The 17,652-nt window shown below is 68.2% G+C and carries 13 protein-coding genes; 10 read left to right on the top strand and 3 right to left on the bottom strand.

The features are described from left to right. The 4 genes from MPLG2_RS00255 (at position 1) to MPLG2_RS00240 (ending at position 5,297) form a co-directional block, all read left to right on the top strand. Positions 1-1,032: an LCP family protein gene (locus tag MPLG2_RS00255; RefSeq protein WP_158680726.1), complete on the top strand. Its 1,032-nt coding sequence runs from the start codon at positions 1-3 to the stop codon at positions 1,030-1,032. Between the two features lie 70 nt (positions 1,033-1,102). Beyond that, on the top strand, positions 1,103-2,404 hold the full coding sequence (locus tag MPLG2_RS00250; RefSeq protein ID WP_105187375.1) for a DUF1015 domain-containing protein: 1,302 nt from the start codon (positions 1,103-1,105) through the stop codon (positions 2,402-2,404). Between the two features lie 264 nt (positions 2,405-2,668). Beyond that, positions 2,669-4,144, top strand: coding sequence for a sugar transferase (locus tag MPLG2_RS00245; RefSeq protein ID WP_105184403.1), 1,476 nt, complete (start codon positions 2,669-2,671; stop codon positions 4,142-4,144). Positions 4,145-4,436: 292 nt separating this feature from the next. Continuing rightward, positions 4,437-5,297, top strand: a complete 861-nt coding sequence (locus MPLG2_RS00240; RefSeq protein WP_105184402.1) for a D-hexose-6-phosphate mutarotase — start codon at positions 4,437-4,439, stop codon at positions 5,295-5,297. A gap of 138 nt (positions 5,298-5,435) precedes the next feature. Here MPLG2_RS00240 and MPLG2_RS00235 read toward each other — a convergent pair whose 3' ends face one another. After that, positions 5,436-7,361 carry an alpha/beta hydrolase family protein gene (locus MPLG2_RS00235; protein ID WP_158680725.1) on the bottom strand — a complete coding sequence of 642 codons (1,926 nt, stop codon included), beginning with the start codon at positions 7,359-7,361 and terminating at the stop codon, positions 5,436-5,438. A 90-nt stretch (positions 7,362-7,451) separates the two neighbouring features. On the opposite strand from MPLG2_RS00235, the gene MPLG2_RS00230 reads away from it, so the two are divergent. Continuing rightward, positions 7,452-8,963, top strand: coding sequence for an acetyl-CoA hydrolase/transferase family protein (locus tag MPLG2_RS00230; RefSeq protein ID WP_105184400.1), 1,512 nt, complete (start codon positions 7,452-7,454; stop codon positions 8,961-8,963). A 180-nt stretch (positions 8,964-9,143) separates the two neighbouring features. Here MPLG2_RS00230 and MPLG2_RS00225 read toward each other — a convergent pair whose 3' ends face one another. Next, the gene (locus MPLG2_RS00225; RefSeq protein ID WP_105187374.1) at positions 9,144-9,794 is read right to left on the bottom strand and encodes a TetR/AcrR family transcriptional regulator; all 651 of its coding nucleotides are present in this window, start codon (positions 9,792-9,794) and stop codon (positions 9,144-9,146) included. A gap of 35 nt (positions 9,795-9,829) precedes the next feature. Between MPLG2_RS00225 and MPLG2_RS00220 the strand changes: the two genes are divergently transcribed. The 4 genes from MPLG2_RS00220 (at position 9,830) to MPLG2_RS00205 (ending at position 16,120) form a co-directional block, all read left to right on the top strand. After that, a complete protein-coding gene (locus MPLG2_RS00220; RefSeq protein WP_231935728.1) occupies positions 9,830-11,260 on the top strand; it encodes an ABC transporter substrate-binding protein in 1,431 nt (476 codons plus the stop codon). A 78-nt stretch (positions 11,261-11,338) separates the two neighbouring features. Continuing rightward, the gene (locus MPLG2_RS00215; protein WP_231935727.1) at positions 11,339-12,172 is read left to right on the top strand and encodes a carbohydrate ABC transporter permease; all 834 of its coding nucleotides are present in this window, start codon (positions 11,339-11,341) and stop codon (positions 12,170-12,172) included. Beyond that, complete coding sequence (locus MPLG2_RS00210) at positions 12,169-13,035, top strand: carbohydrate ABC transporter permease (protein ID WP_231935726.1); 867 nt, start codon at positions 12,169-12,171, stop codon at positions 13,033-13,035. The genes MPLG2_RS00215 and MPLG2_RS00210 overlap by 4 nt, the downstream gene beginning before the upstream one ends. 142 nt (positions 13,036-13,177) lie before the next feature. After that, positions 13,178-16,120: a glycoside hydrolase family 2 TIM barrel-domain containing protein gene (locus MPLG2_RS00205; protein ID WP_231935725.1), complete on the top strand. Its 2,943-nt coding sequence runs from the start codon at positions 13,178-13,180 to the stop codon at positions 16,118-16,120. 25 nt (positions 16,121-16,145) lie between these two features. Here MPLG2_RS00205 and MPLG2_RS00200 read toward each other — a convergent pair whose 3' ends face one another. After that, complete coding sequence (locus MPLG2_RS00200) at positions 16,146-16,793, bottom strand: HAD family hydrolase (RefSeq protein WP_105184397.1); 648 nt, start codon at positions 16,791-16,793, stop codon at positions 16,146-16,148. A 222-nt stretch (positions 16,794-17,015) separates the two neighbouring features. On the opposite strand from MPLG2_RS00200, the gene MPLG2_RS00195 reads away from it, so the two are divergent. Continuing rightward, positions 17,016-17,621 carry a TetR/AcrR family transcriptional regulator gene (locus tag MPLG2_RS00195; RefSeq protein WP_105184396.1) on the top strand — a complete coding sequence of 202 codons (606 nt, stop codon included), beginning with the start codon at positions 17,016-17,018 and terminating at the stop codon, positions 17,619-17,621. The last annotated feature ends 31 nt before the right edge of the window (positions 17,622-17,652 follow it).

Below are 17,652 nucleotides of genomic sequence, written 5' to 3'. Positions count from 1 at the left end.
GTGAGCGATCATGAGGCACGCCCGGCCGGAGACGAGCCGTCCGGCCTGCACATGGACGACCTGTTGACCGACGAGGCGCCGGGCAACGCACAGCCCAAGCGAGCTTTTCGGCGGTGGCTGATCGTGCTGGGTGTACTGGTCACCGCACTCGTCGTCGGTTTCGCGTCCGTGGTGGTGTGGGGGGTCGGCCAACTCAATGCCGTGAAGCGTGAGCCGGGCCTGCTGCCGCCCGAAGCGTCCACCACGACCAACACCACCGACTTGGACGACCAGCCGCTCAACTTTCTGCTGTTGGGTTCGGACTCTCGCGGCGACGATCGCGGCCGTTCCGACGTGATGATGCTGGTGCACGCCGACCCGAGCCGCGACCGGCTGTACCTGATCTCACTGCCACGCGATCTCTGGGTGCCGATTCCGGGGCACGGCACGAACAAGATCAACGCCGCCTATGCGTTCGGGGGTGCTCCGCTGGCCGTGCGCACCGTCGAGAACCTGCTGAAGATTCACATCGACCACGTCGCCCTCACCGACTTCGAGGGCTTCTTCAACCTTATCGATGACCTGGGCGGGGTGCAGGTGTTCAACGAGAACGCCTCGGAGAACGACGGGGTGGTCTTTCCACGCGGCGACCTGAAGCTCACCGGCCAGACCGCGCTTTTGTACGTTCGTGAGCGGTACGACCTGCCGCGCGGCGACTTCGACCGGGCCGAACGGCAGCGGTTGGTGATCAAGGCGATCGTAGACAAGCTGGCCAGTAGCAAAACCCTCACCGACCCGTCCAAGTTGTTGGCAGTGATCGGTCGGTTGTCGAAGTCGGTGACGCTCGACGACTCGTTGACCAACAAGCGGATCATCGCTTTGGTGCAGACGCTGCAACTGACCTCTGACCAGGTCATCGACCAGTTTCAGGTGCCGGTGGCCGGTTTTGGCACCTCGGCGGACGGCGCCAGCTACGTCAAACCCAACAACAAGCGCATGGCGGAACTGGCCGCCGCTCTCAACTCGGGGCAGTTGAGCACCTACCAGCCGTGACTCCCAGGCCGGTCTCAGGGCGGGCGAGACCGTGCGTTCGGCAGCCGTCGGCTTCGCTACCGTGATGGTCATGGACGTCCATGAGGCACTGGCCGATGTCGGGGTGCGGGTGCCCGATGTGTTGCTTCCGACCACCGCCCTGGCGTCGTGGGCGGTGGTGGCGTGCGATCAGTTCACCAGCCAGCCCGACTACTGGCAGCAGGTGGAGCAGCTCGTGGGCGACGCGCCGTCGACCCTGCGGCTGATCTTTCCCGAGGTGTACCTCGAACGGCCCGACCCCGACGCGCGCATCGCCGCCATCAACGACGCGATGGCGCGCTACGTCGACGAGGGTCTGTTCGTCCAGCACCCGCAGACCATGGTGTTGGTGCGCCGCGAAACCCGGCACGGCGTCGTCCGGTGGGGTTTGATCGTCGCTCTCGATCTGGAGCAGTATTCGTGGCAGCCCGACGCGCGAACGCTCATTCGAGCGACGGAAGGCACGATTCTCGACCGGCTACCACCGCGGGTGCGCATCCGCGAGGCCGCGGCCCTGGAGTTGCCGCACATCATGGTGCTGATCAGCGACGCCCAACGCCAGGTCATCGAGCCGTTGGCCGCAGCGACCCCCCGCCTGACCCGCCTCTACGACACCGAGCTGATGCTGGGCGGCGGCAGGGTGACGGGGTGGGCGGTCGATGCCACGGCCGACCTCGAGGCCGTGAGCGACGGCCTGCTTGCGCTGCGAGCCGGGCTCGACCCCGCCAACCCGCTGCTGTTCGCCATGGGTGACGGGAATCACAGCTTCGCCACCGCCAAAAGCATCTGGGAAAACATCAAGTCCGCGATTCCGCACGACCAGTGGGAGGGCCATCCTGCTCGCTACTGCCTGGTCGAGTTGGAGAACATCCATGACCCGGGGCTGGAGTTCGAACCGATCCACCGGGTGCTCTTCGGCGCCGACCGAGAAACCTTCGAGGCCGCATTGGCCACTCAGTGCAGCTCCTTCGAACGGGTGGCGGCGGCCGGTACCGATGAGGTGCTGGACGTGATCGAACAGCCCGGACATCAGGCGTTCGGCTACGTGGACGCCGACGGACCGGCCGTCTACCGACTGGACGAACCGCGCGCCAGCATCGCCGCCGGCACCCTGCAACGCGTCATCGACGGGCTGACCGCCGCCGGTGCGGCGTCTGTTGACTACATCCACGGAGTCGAGGCGACCGACGACTTGGGCCGTGCGCCCGGCAACATCGGTGTGCTGCTGCCACAGGTGGCGAAAGACACGTTCTTCGACTCGATCGTGGCCGACGGAGCCTTGCCGCGAAAGACGTTCTCGCTCGGCGAGGCGCAAGACAAGCGCTACTACCTCGAGGCCCGGGCCATTCGCTGAGGGCCGGCGTCGGACGGCACCGTTGACCGTGTAGACCCGTCGCCTCTTCCGACTGCTTCGTATAGACCGGCCATACGAGGTCGCGTAGTCAACTCGGCAACCCTCTCGGACTACGCAGTTCTACGTAGCGACACGCCGACGACCGATCTGGACCCACGTTGCCTCTGTTCCTCGCCTGTGCAAGAATCTGCATCGTGAGTTCCGGGGGGTACTCACGCGCGAGTTCGGGGGATCTCGCGAAAGTTTCCGGGGGGGAACCATTTCATGACCACGCTAGACGTCCGGCTGCGCGCTGCCGCGACTCAGCCGGCGCTCTCCACCTCTTTTCTTCGTAGGGCTCAACGCAGCAAGGTGCTGCGGCAGACCCTGCTGGCTCTGGGCGACTCCGCCGTTCTGATCGTTGCTGCGCTGGCTGCCTACATGGGGCGCTTCGGACTGGACAGTTTGTTCATGGATGCTCACCCCGACGTGCCGTCGTGGCTGGCCCACGCCATTCCGGCACTGTGGATCGTCGTGATTGCCGTTGCCGGCGGCTATTCGCTGCCGCACCTGCAGACCGGCATGGTCGAGTACCAGCGGATCACGCTGGCATCGGGCATAACCGCCGGCGCTCTCGGTGTCGCTTGCTTCTTGAGCAAGTACGACCTGTCGCGCGGCTACTTCGTCTTGCTGTTCGTCATCGCGGTTCCGGCACTCCTCGTGCTGCGCCTCGGCCGTCGGCGCATGATGAAACGGCTCCGCACCCAGGGCCTGTTCCAATCGCCCGTGCTGGTCGCCGGATCGCCGGCCCACATCGACGAGGTCGCCCAGGTGCTGCGGCGCGAGAAGTGGCTCGGCTACCAGATCATCGGCGCGGTGACCCCGGCCGACATCGAAGAGACCGCGTGCGGGCTGCCTGTGCTGGGCAAGGTGTGCGAAGTTGTCGACCTGGTTCGCGACTCCGACGTGCACACCGTGATCTTCGCCGAGGGCTCCTTCCCCGACAGCCAGCACTTCAAGCGCATGGCGTGGGAGTTGGAAGAGCATGACACCCAGATGATGGTCGTGCCCGCCCTGACCGACATCAGCTCTGAGCGACTCACCGCTCGCCCGGTGGCGGGTCTGCCGCTGGTGCAGGTCGACCGGCCTCAGGCCATGGAGGCTTCACGCTGGATCAAGCGGCTGTTCGACATCGTGGGGTCGTCGTTGTTCCTGCTCGCCGCTTCGCCGATCCTGCTCGCGGTCGCCATCGCGATCAAGCTCGAAGATCATGGCCCGATCTTCTTCAAGCAGGTTCGGGTCGGCCGCCGCGGCGAAGAGTTCGAGTGCTTCAAGATCCGTTCGATGGTCGTCGACGCCGAGGCCCGCAAGGCCGAACTTGAGTCGCAGAACGAGGGCAACGGCGTGCTGTTCAAGATGGCGCGCGACCCGCGCATCACCCGTGTGGGCCAGTTCATTCGCCGGTTCTCGATCGACGAGGTGCCGCAGTTCTGGAACGTTCTCCGTGGCGACATGAGCCTGGTCGGCCCGCGTCCGGCGCTGCCCCGTGAGGTGGCTCAGTACGACCGCGACGCCGTCCGCCGGCTCGACGTTCGCCCCGGCCTGACCGGCCTGTGGCAGGTGTCCGGCCGCTCGGACCTTTCGTGGGACGAAACCGTCCGGCTCGACGTGTACTACGTCGACAACTGGTCGGTCATGCAAGACGTGTCGATCATGATGCGCACTGCCGGTGCCGTCCTCGCTTCCAGAGGCGCGTACTGATCATTAGCTGAGAGCCATCCCCCCGGCTCTCACCCGGCACTGCGGGATCGGTAGCCCCGGTCCCGCAGTGCTTCTTCGAACCGACCGGTCCGCGGACGCCCCCGCGTCCCTCCGAAACGCCGGTCACCCGAAGCCTTCCCCGAACGGCTTCGCCCAACCACCGCGGACCCGACCGACATGGCCGGGTCCGCGGTGCGTGTGGCAGCAAGGCGCGGGCCCTGCCCCTCGGTTCAATCTGACGATTCGACGCCCGACCGTGCGCGGCCCCAGAACGAGCCCTAGGCTCGAGCCCATGACCGATGTCACGTCTCCCCTGCCCGGCGTCGAGACTCACCCCGGCAGCGGCCACTACGCTGTCTACGACCACGGCGCGCACGTGTGGGCCTGGCAGCCTGAGGGCCAACGCCCCGTGCTCTGGCTGAGTTCGGCCACGGCGCTCGCCGACGGCAAGGCGATTCGCGGCGGCATTCCGATCTGCTTTCCGTGGTTCGGCCCCGGCTTCTCGGGCGACAAGACGCCCCCACACGGCTTCGTGCGCACCACGGCATGGGTGCGCGATTCGGTCGAGCAGTCAGATCACGGCCTCGAGGTCAGCTACCTGATCGATCAATCGGTGACGGGTGATCAGCCGTTGTTCCCGGGCGCCTACTCGGCCAGGCTGACGGCTCGGTTCACCGCCGAGCATCTGACGGTGTCGCTGCGCGTCGACAACCACGGTGACGACGCGTTCACCATCGAAGAGGCGCTGCACACCTACCTCGCGGTCAGCGACGTGACCACCGTCACGATCGACGGGCTCCACGACGCGCCCTACCTCGACAAGGTGGCGGGCGATCAGGCCTTCGACAACGTGCAGCACGGGCAGTTGCAGATCACCGGCTCAACCGACCGGGTGTTCATGCACGAGGGCGAGGTCACCGTCGACGACCCCGGTTGGGACCGCCGCATCGTGCTGCACGGGTCGGGCTCGGCCAACGTCGTGGTGTGGAACCCGTGGTCGACCGGGGCCGAGAACATCGCCGACATCGGCCCGGGCGAGTGGCAAGGTTTCGTCTGCGTCGAGGCGGCCAACGCCTACGCCGACGCGATCACGCTGCTGCCCGGCGAACACTGGACGATCAGTCAACGCATAGAGCTACAACCCCGCGACTGACTGCCCACTACACGTCATCAGGCGAACGCCGGGATCTGGCGCGTATCGGGGACGGTTCCGATTCCCGTTCATTGCATGAGTAAACACACTTGTCAGAGCGATTTGACCAGGGCTGAACGGTAATCGGAACCGTCCCCATTACCCACCAGGACGAGAATCTGAACGGTAATCGGAACCGTCCCCATTACCCACCAGGATGCGTTGGTAGAACGCCAACTCGGCTTCTAGGGCACGCTCAACGGTCTCGGCCCGGCGGAAGCCGTGGCCCTCGCCCTCGAAGACGATCAGCTCGACCTCCAGCCCCTTGGCAGCCACTGCCTCAGCCATCGTCTCGGCCTGGTTCGGCGGCACCACCGCGTCGTCCGCCCCCTGCAGAATCAGCATCGGACAGTTGAGCGCGTCGACGTGATTGATCGGTGAGCGGTCGCGGTACACCTCGGACGCCTGCGGCCACGGCCCGACCAGTCCATCGAGGTAGCGTGACTCGAACTTGTGCGTGTCGGTGGCAAGTGCGGTGAGGTCACCGATGCCGTAGCGGCTGCAACCCGCGGCGAAGGCGTCCGACGTGGTCAGCGCCCGAAGCGTCGTGTACCCGCCTGCGCTGCCGCCGCGAATCGCCAGCTTGGCGCCGTTCACTCGACCGCTGTCGGCCAAGAACTGCGCACCCGCGATGCAGTCGGCCACGTCGAGCTCGCCCCACCGGCCGTGCAACCGTTCGGCGTAGTCACGGCCGTACCCGCTGCTGCCCGAGTAGTTCACGTCGAGCACGCCGAAGCCGCGGGTGGTCCAGAACTGCACCCCGAGATCGAAGCCGCACGACGAGAACGCGGTGGGCCCGCCGTGGCTGATCACGATCAGCGGCGGTGTCTCCCCCGACTCGCCCGCCGCCGTCTCGACTCGCTCGACGGACGGGTTGACCGGCGCGTAGTACCAGCCGTGCACGTCACCGGCCTCCCCCGGCCAGCTCACCGCCTCGGCGTGGCTGACCCAGGCCGGTTCGAAAATCCGCCGCCCGGCGGCGCGGACGACCCGCCGGTGCCCAGGGGACAGCTCGACGATCTCGGTGGGCACGTCGGCGAATTCGGCCAGCAACACGATGCGGTCGCCGGCGGCGTCCAGGCTGTCGCAGTCGACCACGTCTGAGGTCAGGCCCAGATACTCGCCGTTGCGCAGCAGCATCGGACGGCTGCGGCCGTCCACCCGCGGCCGAATCACCAGATCGCCCGCACCCGTCAACGCCACCGGGCGCCGTCCGAACACCCAGAACGGCTCCACCAGATCCGCGTTCAGGTGCGTCAGTTGCGTCACGGCGCCTTCGGACGACCGTGCGTACAGTTCGGCGAAACCCGTGCGGTCGGAACAGAACAACAACTCCTCACCACGCCACAGCGGGTGCGTGGCCGACTCCGCCGCACCACCCGCGACCACCTGCACGTCGTCGACCGTGAGGGACGAAACGTCGAACCGTCCGGTCACGATCAGGCACGAGTCCCACGGCATCGCCGGGTGCCGCCACTCCATCCAGGCCAGCCGTCCCCCGGCGCTCAGCTCGGCACAGGCAAAGAAGTCGGCGCCCGCGACCAGCACGACCCCACCATCGTCGTTGGGGGCTTCCAATCGCAGCGCCACCAGGGTGTTCACCGGCTCACCGGGCTGCGAATGGTCTTCGCGAACGGCCAGCACCAGCCCAGCGCCGGGCAGCACCCGCAGGTCGGCGTAGCGCCAGCCACGATCGGGCGGCGTCAGTGCGATCGGCTCGGCGCCGTCCACCCGCAGCAGCTGCCCGGTCGGGTCGGAGCTGATCACCACCACCCCGTCGCGGGCGGCCCACGCGCCACCGCCGTATTCATGCACGCGGCTGCGCACGTTCTGCCCTGGCGCGACCTCTTCGACCGCACCGGCGCGTTCGCGCATCAACGCGACCCGACCGCCCTCAGCGGGTCGGCCCTCCGTCCAGTACAGGTCGGCGCCGTCGTACCGTGGTTCGCCCAAGCGCACGCCCGCTACCGCCAGCGACCGGGCCGTAAGCGGTGACGACCAGGCGCCGAATGCGTCGTTTACCATGCCGCCCACCGTAGTGAGCATTAGGATTCTCAGGACGAGTCAGCAACTACTATCATGTGTAGTAGATCATTTCATCGACGAAGAGGCGCCATGTCACGGGTTCTGAACAAGAAGCTGCGCAAGAAGATCACAACGGCCGAAGAAGCGGCCAAACTGATCAAGCCGGGGCACAACGTGGGCATGAGCGGCTTCACCGGAGCCGGCTACCCCAAAGAGATTCCCGGCGCCCTCGCCGCCAACATCAAGGCGGCCCACGAACGGGGCGAAGAGTTCATGATCGGCCTGTTCACCGGCGCGTCCACGGCCCCCGAGCTCGACGGAGTGCTCGCCGAGGTGGACGGCATCAGCTTTCGCACGCCGTACCAGTCCGACCCCATCATGCGTAAGAAGATCAACGCCGGCATCTCCGAGTACGCCGACATCCACCTGTCGCACCTGGCCCCGATGATCTGGGCCGGCTCGATGGGCCGACTCAACACCGCCGTCGTCGAGGTCACCGCCATCAACGAGGACGGCACCGCGGTTCCGTCGTCGTCGGTCGGCAACAACAAGACCTACCTCGACCAGGCCGACCAGATCATCCTCGAGGTGAACTCCTGGCAGTCGGCCGACCTCGAGGGCATGCACGACATCTACTACGGCACCCGGCTGCCACCGGAGCGTCAGCCCGTGATGCTCACCCACACCGGCGACCGCATCGGCCAGCGCAACTACAAGCTCGACCTCGACAAGGTCGTGGCGGTCATCGAGACCGACGCCCCGGACCGCAACACGCCGTTCAAGCCGGCCGACGAGGACTCGAAGAAGATGGCCGGCTTCTTTCTCGAGTTCCTCACCCACGAGGTGAAGAAGGGACGGCTGCCCAAAGACCTGCTGCCGCTGCAGTCGGGCGTGGGCAACGTCGCCAACGCCGTGCTGGCCGGCCTGATGGACGGTCCGTTCAGCTACCTGACCAGCTATACGGAGGTGATTCAAGACGGCATGGTCGACCTGATCGATGCCGACAAGATGACGGTTGCCTCGGCCACGGCGTTCTCGCTGTCGCCGGAGTACGCGAACCGCATGAACGACCAGGCCAAGCGCTACCGCGACAAGATCGTGCTGCGTCCGCAAGAGATCAGCAACCACCCCGAAATGATCCGCCGGCTAGGCGTGATCGCCTGCAACGGCATGATCGAGGCCGACATCTACGGCAACGTGAACTCGACCCACATCATGGGCTCGAAGATGCAGAACGGCATCGGCGGCTCCGCCGACTTCACCCGCAACTCGTTCATCTCGGCGTTCGTCACGCCCTCGGTGGCCAAGGGCGGCGCGATCAGCTGCATCGTGCCGATGGTCAGCCATCACGACCACACCGAGCACGACGTGCAGGTGCTGATCACCGAGCAGGGCCTGGCCGATCTGCGCGGCAAGTCACCCAAGCAGCGCGCCAAGCTGATCATCGCCAACTGCGCCCACCCGACCTACCGCCCCTTGCTCGAGGACTACTACGAGCACGCCCAGAAGGTGTGCAACGGCCTGCAGACCCCCCACGACCTGCGGCTGTCGCTGAGCTGGCACCAGCGGTTCCTGGAGACCGGCACGATGCAGCCGGCCTGAACCTCGGGCCCCCCGGCTCGGCCGGCCAGCGACGTCCGAACGCCGTAGGACCCTGCCCAATCAGTTCTGCCCTTTCGTCGACGGGACGTCAGAACTGATTGGGCAGGGCTTTGGGCGGCACGGCGTCCGGGGACGCGTGCGCGTGGCACCGCGTCCGGGGTGTCGGCTTGCGACCGCCCATCAGCCCTCGGGAGCGGTCCGACTCTCCGAACCGGCGTCGGCGCCGACCGCGGAGTGCTCGGCCGGCACGATGATGCCGTTCAAGAAGTCACCCAGGCAGCCGACCACGTCGACGGTGTCGCGATCGAGCAGCCACTGCGCCTGGATGCCGTCCCAGAGGGCGACCAGGGACGCCGCCGCACGGTCCACGTCGACACCGGGTCGGAGCCGTCCCCGGGCCTCCAACTCACGCAACCGCCGGGCATAGGACGCGCGCAACCTGGAGAACCGGTCGACGAAATAGTCGCGGGCCGGGTACCCCTCGGTGACCGCCTCGCCGCACAGCACGGTGTAGAGCTCGATCAGCCCGGGAATGGTCTGGTTGTGCATCGCCTGTGCAAGCACCACCTCGACCAGTCCCTGCGGGGCCTCGCTGGGCTGCGGCTTGGCGACCGCGTCCCGCTGCTCGAGGACCGCGATCAGCAGGGCCCGCTTGCTCGGGAAGTAATGCAGGATGCTGGTCTGGCTCAGACCCACCCGGTCGGCCACCTCCTGCAACGACCCACCCTGGTAGCCGCGGGCGGCGAACACATCGAACGCGGCCTCGATGATCTGCCGCCTCCGTTGCGCCGACTTCGCATAAGGCCCCCGCTTGCGGTCTTGTGTCTTCATCGAGCGAAACATTACCGGCCGCGTCCACTCCTCGGTTGAATTTCGAGCAACTACTCGATTTTTGTGCTAGCGTCCAGCCCAGCCTGGGCAGCAGCCTCGGCTACCCCCTCACAACGATGTGGAGGCACATGCGAACCCTCACGCGACGCCGAGTCCTGGGCCTCGGCCTGGGTGCCGTGGCCGCGGGCATGGTGGGCGGGTGCTCGACACCGGGCACCATCTCGGTGAACAGCCTGCCGGTCATTCCGCCCAAGGCCCCGGGTGAGAAGATCACCCTCACCTACTGGGCCTGGTTGAAAGACCTGCAGAAGGTCGCCGACATCTGGAACCGCCAGCATCCCGACGTCCAGGTGAACGCCGTCTGGATTCCGGGTGGGAACTCGGGTGGCTACCAGAAGATGTACTCCGCGCTGGCCGCCGGCGGCGGGCCCGACATGGCCCAGATCGAGATGCGATCGATCCCCGAATTCATCCTCGTCAACGGCCTGGTCGACCTGGCCCGCTACGGCGCCAACGATCACGCCGGGCAGTTCGACCCGACGCTATGGAGCCAGGTGAGTTTCACCGGAGGCGTCTACGGGGTCCCGCAGGACTCCGGCCCGATGGGCTTCTACTACCAGACCGAACTGCTGGACGAGGTGGGCGCCAAGCCGCCGACCAACTGGGACGACTGGCGCGCGGTCGCGACCGAACTGCGCAAGGTGGACAGCTACCTGGAGTGCTTCTCGCTCTCGGACGCCAGCTTCTTCTGCTCGCTGGCCACCCAGGCCGGCGCCGAGTGGCTGACGCCGACCCCGGAGGGCTGGCTGATCAACATGACCGACGACGCCACCATGAAGGTCGCCCGGTTCTTCGACAAGGCGATCGATGACGGTCTGGTCACCACCCAGATCTCACCCTTCTCGCCGGCCTGGTTCGCCGCCTGCTCCCGGGGCGGAATAGCCGCCCTCACCGGCGCCAGCTGGGCCGACGCCCTGATCGAGGGGGTGGCCGGCGGCAAGGGACGCTGGCGCGTGGCGCCGATGCCCCGCTGGGACACCGGCTTCGGCTCCAGCTACTGGGGCGGCTCCACGACCGCGGTCCTCTCCAGCAGCCGCCACCCGAAGGAGGCGCTGGAGTTCGCCGTCTGGCTGAACAGCTCGCCGGAGGGCGTCAACGGCCTGATCGAGAACAGCGGCATCGGCTGGTCGGCCAACCCCGCTCTCATCGGCACCCCGCGGCAGCAGCCGTCCGAGTTCTTCAGCGGGCAGGACTACAACCAGGAGATCTTCGTCCCTGCCGCCAAACAGCAGAACGCCGATTGGAGCTGGTGGCCGATCACCCAGCAGTCGTTCAACATCCTGGCCGACGGTTTCCGCCGCAAGGCCACCGACGGGACCCTGGTTGACGCCGTCGCCGACGCCGAGAAGAAGATCCTGACCGCCTTCACCAACAAAGGCCTGAGCATCCGAAAGGTGTCGGCATGAGCACCACCCAGCCGCACGCCCGCAAACTGAACGCGGCCACCAGGCGAGCCCCCCTGGATCCTGCTGGCACCGTTCCTGGTGCTGTTCGCCCTCACCTTCGTGCTGCCGATCCTGACCGCGGTCGGCTCCAGCTTCACCCGGGTGACCCGGGCCGGGCTCTTCGGCGAGGAGGGCGTGACCAGCGGTTTCGCCGGCTTCGCCAACTACGCCCAGGCCCTCGGCGACGGTAACTTCATCGCCTCGATCGGACGCATGCTGCTGTTCGGCGTCGTCCAGGTACCGGTGATGATCGTGCTGGCCACGATCCTTGCCCTGCTGCTCGAATCCGCCTCGGCGAAGTGGCCCGGCCTGTTCCGCGCCGCCTACTTCATGCCCTACGGCGTCCCCGGCGTGATCGCCACCATCTTGTGGTCGTTCCTCTACGTGCCGGGGCTCAGCCCGATCGTCGACGTCGCCGGCTGGATGGGTCTAGAGGTGGACTTCCTCGGCGCCGACACCGTGCTGTGGTCGATCGCCAACATCGTCACCTGGAGCTACGCGGGCTACAACATGCTGATCATCGTCGCGCAGCTGAAGGCGATCCCGAACGAGCTCTACGAGGCTGCCCGGGTCGACGGCGCGACGCCGTTCCAGATCGCCTGGCGCATCCAGATTCCGCTGATCACCCCGGCCCTGGTGCTGACCACCGTGTTCTCGATCATCGGCACCCTGCAGCTCTTCGCCGAACCGCAGGTGCTGAGCAAGGTCGCGCCGGCCATCGACAGCCAGTTCACCCCCAACCTCTCCGCCTTCACCACGGCCTTCGCCTACAACGACTACAACGTCGCCGCGGCCCAGGCGGTGCTCATCGCGGTGGTCGCGTTCGTGCTCTCGTTCGTCTTCCTCCGCCTCACCAACCGGGAGGACTCGTGACCACCACCACCGCCTCGAAAGCGGCGACCCGCGCGGCCCGCGCCGCCGGCACTGCCGATCACGCCAACCGCTCGGCCGGACGCTCGGCCGCGATGACCATCGTCGTCACCGGCCTGCTGGTGATCGTCGCGCTGTACTTCATCGTCCCGGTCTACTGGGTGTTCGTGGCCGCGTCGAAGACGACCGAGGACCTGTTCTCGTCGTTCGGGTTCTGGTTCGCCCCGAACTTCGCGCTGTGGGAGAACCTGAGCCAGGTCGTCACCTACGACAACGGCATCTTCGTGCGCTGGTTCCTCAACTCGGTGCTGTACGCGGGGGTGGGCGCGCTGCTCGCCACCTACCTGGCGGCCGCAGGCGGATACGCCCTGGCCAAGTACAAGTTCAAGGGCAGCAACGTGATCTTCGGCATCATTCTCGGCGGGGTGCTGGTTCCCGGCACGGCCACCGCGCTGCCGCTGTTCCTGTTGTTCAGCCAGCTGGGTCTGGCCAACACCTACTGGAGCGTGCTGATCCCGTCGCTGGTCTCGCCGTTCGGGCTGTTCCTGTGCCGGATCTACGCCGACGCCACCGTGGACGACGCCCTGCTCGAAGCCGCTCGGCTGGACGGCGCCAGCGAACTGCGGATCTTCCACACGGTCGGCCTGAACATCCTCACCCCGGCCCTGGTGACGGTGTTCCTGTTCCAGCTCATCGGCATCTGGAACAACTACTTCCTGCCGCTGGTCATGCTGGCAGACTCGCAGCTGTACCCGATTACGCTCGGCCTGAACAACTGGCTGGGCCAGGTCGATCGGTTGCCCGAGTTCTACGAGCTGACCACCGGCGGCGTCCTGCTGTCGGTGATCCGCTGGTCATCGCGATGATCGTCCTGCAGCGCTTCTGGCGCGGTGGGCTCACGGAAGGAGCGGTCAAGTAGCCCCGCACTATCTGCTCGATCGGGGGCCCGGGTCCGGTACCCGGGCCCCCGCCCGTTCCCGGCTGGACAGCGACGCGCCGGAACTGTCGTTGAACGGCGACTGGCGGTTCCGGCTGCTGCCCGGCGCCCCCGGTGGCGCCGTCGCGGTGCTGCCGGACGGCGAAGCACCCGACGCGATCGCCGAGGACGGCTTCGACGACTCCGGCTGGGACGAGCTCCCCGTCCCGTCCCATTGGGTGCTGCACGGTGGCGGACGCTACGGGCGTCCGATCTACACCAATGTGCAGTTCCCGTTCCCGATCGAACCCCCGTTTGTGCCGGACGACAACCCGACCGGCGACCACCGCCGGCGCTTCGCGTTGCCCGCGGACTTCGCCGGCGCGGAGTCGGTGCTGCTGCGCTTCGACGGGGTCGAGTCGCGCTACCGGGTCTGGCTGAACGGGGTCGAGATCGGCATCGGGTCGGGCAGCCGGTTGGCGCAGGAGTTCGACGTGACCCATGCCGTCCGTCCCGGCGAGAACCTGCTGGTGGTGCGCGTGCACCAGTGGTCGGCGGCCAGCTACCTGGAGGACCAGGACCAGTGGTGGCTGCCGGGCATCTTCCGCGACGTCACGCTGCTCGCCCGCCCGGCGGGCGCCCTGGACGACGTCTGGCTGCGCACCGATTACCACGCCGGACGGGGCTCGATCCGCCCCGAGATCGTGGCCGCCGACGACGCCTACCCGATGACCCTGCGGGTGCCCGAGCTGGGCGTCGAGGTGACCTGGCATTCGGCGTCCGAGGTGTCGGGTATCGACGCCGGCCCGGTGCAGCCCTGGTCGGCGGAGCTGCCGCGGCTCTACGACGCCACGGTCGCCTCCACCGGTGAGACCGTGCGGCTGCGGCTCGGCTTCCGCACCGTCGAGATCGCCGGCGACCGGCTGCTGGTCAACGGCGAACGGCTGGTCTTCCACGGAATGAACCGGCACGAGACGCACCCCGATCGCGGCCGGGTCTTCGACGAGGACTGGGCCCGTGCCGACCTGCTGCTGATGAAGCGGTTCAACGTGAACGCGATCCGGACCAGCCACTATCCCCCGCATCCGCGGCTGCTCGACCTGGCCGACGAGCTCGGCCTCTGGGTGATCCTGGAGTGCGACCTGGAGACCCACGGCTTCGAGCCGGGTGGCTGGCGGGACAATCCGAGCGACGACCCGGCCTGGCGGGAGGCGCTGCTCGACCGCATCGAGCGCACCGTCGAGCGGGACAAGAACCATCCGTCGATCGTGCTGTGGTCGCTGGGCAACGAGTCCGGGACCGGGCAGAATCTGGCCGCGATGGCGTCCTGGGTGCATGGCCGCGACCCCGGCCGGCCGGTGCACTACGAGGGCGATTACGCCGGCGCGTACACCGACGTGTACTCGCGGATGTACTCCCCGGTTCCCGAGACGGCGTCGATCGGCCGTGACGACTCCGGCGCGCTGCTGCTCGGCTGTTCGGCGTCCGAATCGGCGCGACAGCGCTCGAAGCCGTTCCTGCTCTGCGAGTACGCCCACGCGATGGGCAACGGCCCGGGGGCGCTCGACCAGTACGAAGAGCTGGTCGAGCGGTATCCACGGTTGCACGGCGGCTTCGTCTGGGAATGGCGCGACCACGGGCTGCGCACACGCACCGCCGACGGCATCGAGTTCTTCGGCTACGGCGGCGACTTCGGCGAGGTGGTGCACGACGGCAACTTCGTGATGGACGGCATGGTGCTCTCCGACGGAACGCCCACCCCCTCGCTGCACGAGTTCGCCCAGGTCGCCGCGCCGTTCGCGATCGAGGTCGCCGACATGCTCACGATCCGTAGCCGGCGGCACAGCGCCGACTCGGCGGACGTGGTGTTCTCGTGGTCGGCCGAGGCCGACGGCGAGCCGCTGGCCTCCGGCGAACTGGACGTGCCCCTGCTGGCGCCCCACGCGTCGGTGACCGTGGCGCGTCCGGCGCTGCCCGGACTGCCGGACGGGGCCGGCGAGCTGTGGCTGAACGTGGCGGCGCGGCTGGTCGCACCGACCGCGTGGGCGTCGGCCGGCCACCCGCTGGCGACGGCCCAGGGCCTGATCGCCCGGGCGCCGGATGCCCCGGCCCTGCGATGGTCGCCGGCACCGCGCGACCCGGCCACCGGCGGGCTCGGGTCGGGGCTGCCGGACGTCCTCGGGCCCGCCCGGTTCGAGGCCGGACGGCTCGTCGAGCTGGCCGGCGAACCGGTCCGTGGACCGCGATTGGCGTTGTGGCGGGCCCCTACCGACAACGACCGCGGCAGCGGGTTCGGCAGCTACCAGGACGCCGACCCCACCCTGCCGCCATGGCGCGCCACGCCGGCCCCACCCTGGGACGCCCGCTGGCGTGCGGCCGGTCTGGACCGGATGGTCCCGCGTGTGGTCTCGGCGTCCGGGTCGGCGAGCTGGCTGCGGGTCCGCACCCGGTGGGCGGCGGCGAACTCACGTCTCGCCGTGGTCTGCGACGAGCACTGGTGGCTCGACGAGCGCGGCCTGGCGCTGGTCGTCGATTTGGAGCCCAGCACCGGGTGGGACCTGATCTGGCCGCGGCTCGGCGTCCGCTTCGACCTGCCGACCGGCATCGACGGTGCCTCCTGGTTCGGGACGGGTCCGCTGGAGTCATATCCGGACAGCCTCCAGGCCGCCCGGGTGGGCCGCTTCAGCGCGGCGCTCGGCGAGTTGACCGTCGGGTACGCACGTCCCCAGGAGAGCGGGCACCGCAGCGACCTGCGCTCGCTGACCGTGCGCCGATCCGGGGCCGACTGGCTGCGCATCGACACCGGTCCGGACGCCGCGGGCCGGCTTCCCGGCTTCACGCTCACGCCGCACACCGCCGAGGAGGTCGACCGCGCCGCGCATCCCCACGAGCTGCCGCCGTCGACTGCCACCCGGCTGTATCTGGACGCGGCCCAGCACGGTCTCGGCTCGCGGGCGTGTGGTCCGGACGTGTGGCCGGCGCAGGCGCTCGCCCCCCGGGCGGCGTCCCTGCGGCTCCGGTTCGCCCCGGGCTGAGGACGTCCGTGCGGCGCTGCGTCCGTTACAGGCCGAGCAGGGTCTGCAGTTCGCCGACGCTGTGCACGACCGCGGTCGGTTCGGCGGCACGGAGCTCCTCGGCGCTCGCCGCTCCCCAGGTGACCCCGATGCCCCGGACACCGGCCGCCCGGGCCGCCTGCATATCGACGATGGCGTCCCCGACGTAGACGGCGTCCGCGGCGTCCGCACCCATCTGGTTCAGGGCATGCAGCAGCGGTTCGGGCGAGGGCTTGTGGGTGGCGGTGTCCTCCTCGGTGACCAACAGCGGGATCTGCCCGGTCAGGCCGACGCACTCCAGGCTGACCAGGGCCGATGCGTGCCGCTTGGACGTGACTACCCCGAACGGTCGGCCGGACGCCCGCAGTCCCCCGATCAGGGCACCGACCCCGTCGAAGGGCCGCACATAGGCCTGGTGGTTGGCCAGGTTCCACTCCAGGTAGCGCGCGGTCAGCTCGTCGGCCACCTCGGGCGCCAGTGTGGTGAACGTCTCGGTCAGCGACCGCCCGATCCACTCCTTGCACTGCGCGAGCGTCGGTTCCCAGCCCAGCGCCTGCGACACCGTGCGCTGGAAGGTCGCGACGATCAGCGGGACGGTGTCGGCAAGCGTGCCGTCGAGGTCGAACAGAACGGTCTTCGGCGCCACGAAATTCACCGGGTCAGCCTAATCTGCCCGGCGGGCGTCCCGTGTTCACCACCCTCGCGGGACGTTGCTCAGCCCTGGGTTCGTTGCATAGGTTCAAACCTGAGCAAGGACGCCGAACCTGAGCAACGTGGGACGGCGGCCACCGCGGGCCGGCTTCGATGGGACCGGCCGGTGGCTGGTCGGGCCGCGACGGGACCCCCCGCGTCCGCCGGCAGGTGAGAGAGGAAGCGCATGACGGACTCCCCCGCGAAGCCGCGCGGGCGCCGGCCGGGCCGCGCCGATACCCGCGGCACCATCTGCCGCGCCGCGCTCACCCTGTTCTCGACGATCGGCTACGACAAGGTGTCGCTGCGCGCCATCGCGCGCGAGGCCGACGTCGACCCGGCGCTGATTCATCACTACTTCTCCAGCAAGTCCGACCTGTTCGCCCAGACCGTGCTCGACCTTCCGCTCGAAGCCGGCCAGGTGGTGAGCGACGTGCTGAACGGCCCGCGCGAACAGATCGGCGAGCGGGCCGTGGCCGCCTTTCTGGCCGCCTACGACAGCCCCGAGAGCGGCCGCGACCGGTTCACCGCCATGCTCCGCTCCGCGGTGGCGGCCGACATCGTGCAGCGGCCGCTCAGCGAGTTCATGTCGAAGGAGGTGTTCGGCCCGATCGCCGAGCAGCTCGGTCATCGTGACTATCGCCTGCGGGCCCAGCTCGCGGTGAGCCTCGTGCTGGGCATGGCGCTCAGCCGCTACATCCTCAGATTGCAGGCGCTCGAGGCGGCGTCCGACCGCGACCTGGTGCGTGGCCTGGGCCGGGCGATGCAAGAGATTCTCGTCGAGAGCTGGTGATTCGCCGGCTCGGTAGGCTGGTCGCGGATTC

It is taken from the genome of Micropruina glycogenica, from assembly GCF_900289045.1.
Taxonomy (GTDB): Bacteria; Actinomycetota; Actinomycetes; order Propionibacteriales; family Propionibacteriaceae; genus Micropruina; species Micropruina glycogenica.
The sequence above is the reverse complement of the archived record's forward strand: the minus strand, read 5'-3'. Positions and strand labels throughout refer to the sequence as shown.

Excerpts from the sequence above, each read along its gene's own strand:
- MPLG2_RS00250 (WP_105187375.1), top strand. The coding sequence starts at position 1,103 with ATGGACGTCCATGAGGCACTGGCCGATGTCGGGGTGCGGGTGCCCGAT.
- MPLG2_RS00245 (WP_105184403.1), top strand. The coding sequence starts at position 2,669 with ATGACCACGCTAGACGTCCGGCTGCGCGCTGCCGCGACTCAGCCGGCG.
- MPLG2_RS00240 (WP_105184402.1), top strand. The coding sequence starts at position 4,437 with ATGACCGATGTCACGTCTCCCCTGCCCGGCGTCGAGACTCACCCCGGC.
- MPLG2_RS00235 (WP_158680725.1), bottom strand. The coding sequence starts at position 7,361 with ATGGTAAACGACGCATTCGGCGCCTGGTCGTCACCGCTTACGGCCCGG.
- MPLG2_RS00230 (WP_105184400.1), top strand. The coding sequence starts at position 7,452 with ATGTCACGGGTTCTGAACAAGAAGCTGCGCAAGAAGATCACAACGGCC.
- MPLG2_RS00225 (WP_105187374.1), bottom strand. The coding sequence starts at position 9,794 with ATGAAGACACAAGACCGCAAGCGGGGGCCTTATGCGAAGTCGGCGCAA.
- MPLG2_RS00195 (WP_105184396.1), top strand. The coding sequence starts at position 17,016 with ATGACGGACTCCCCCGCGAAGCCGCGCGGGCGCCGGCCGGGCCGCGCC.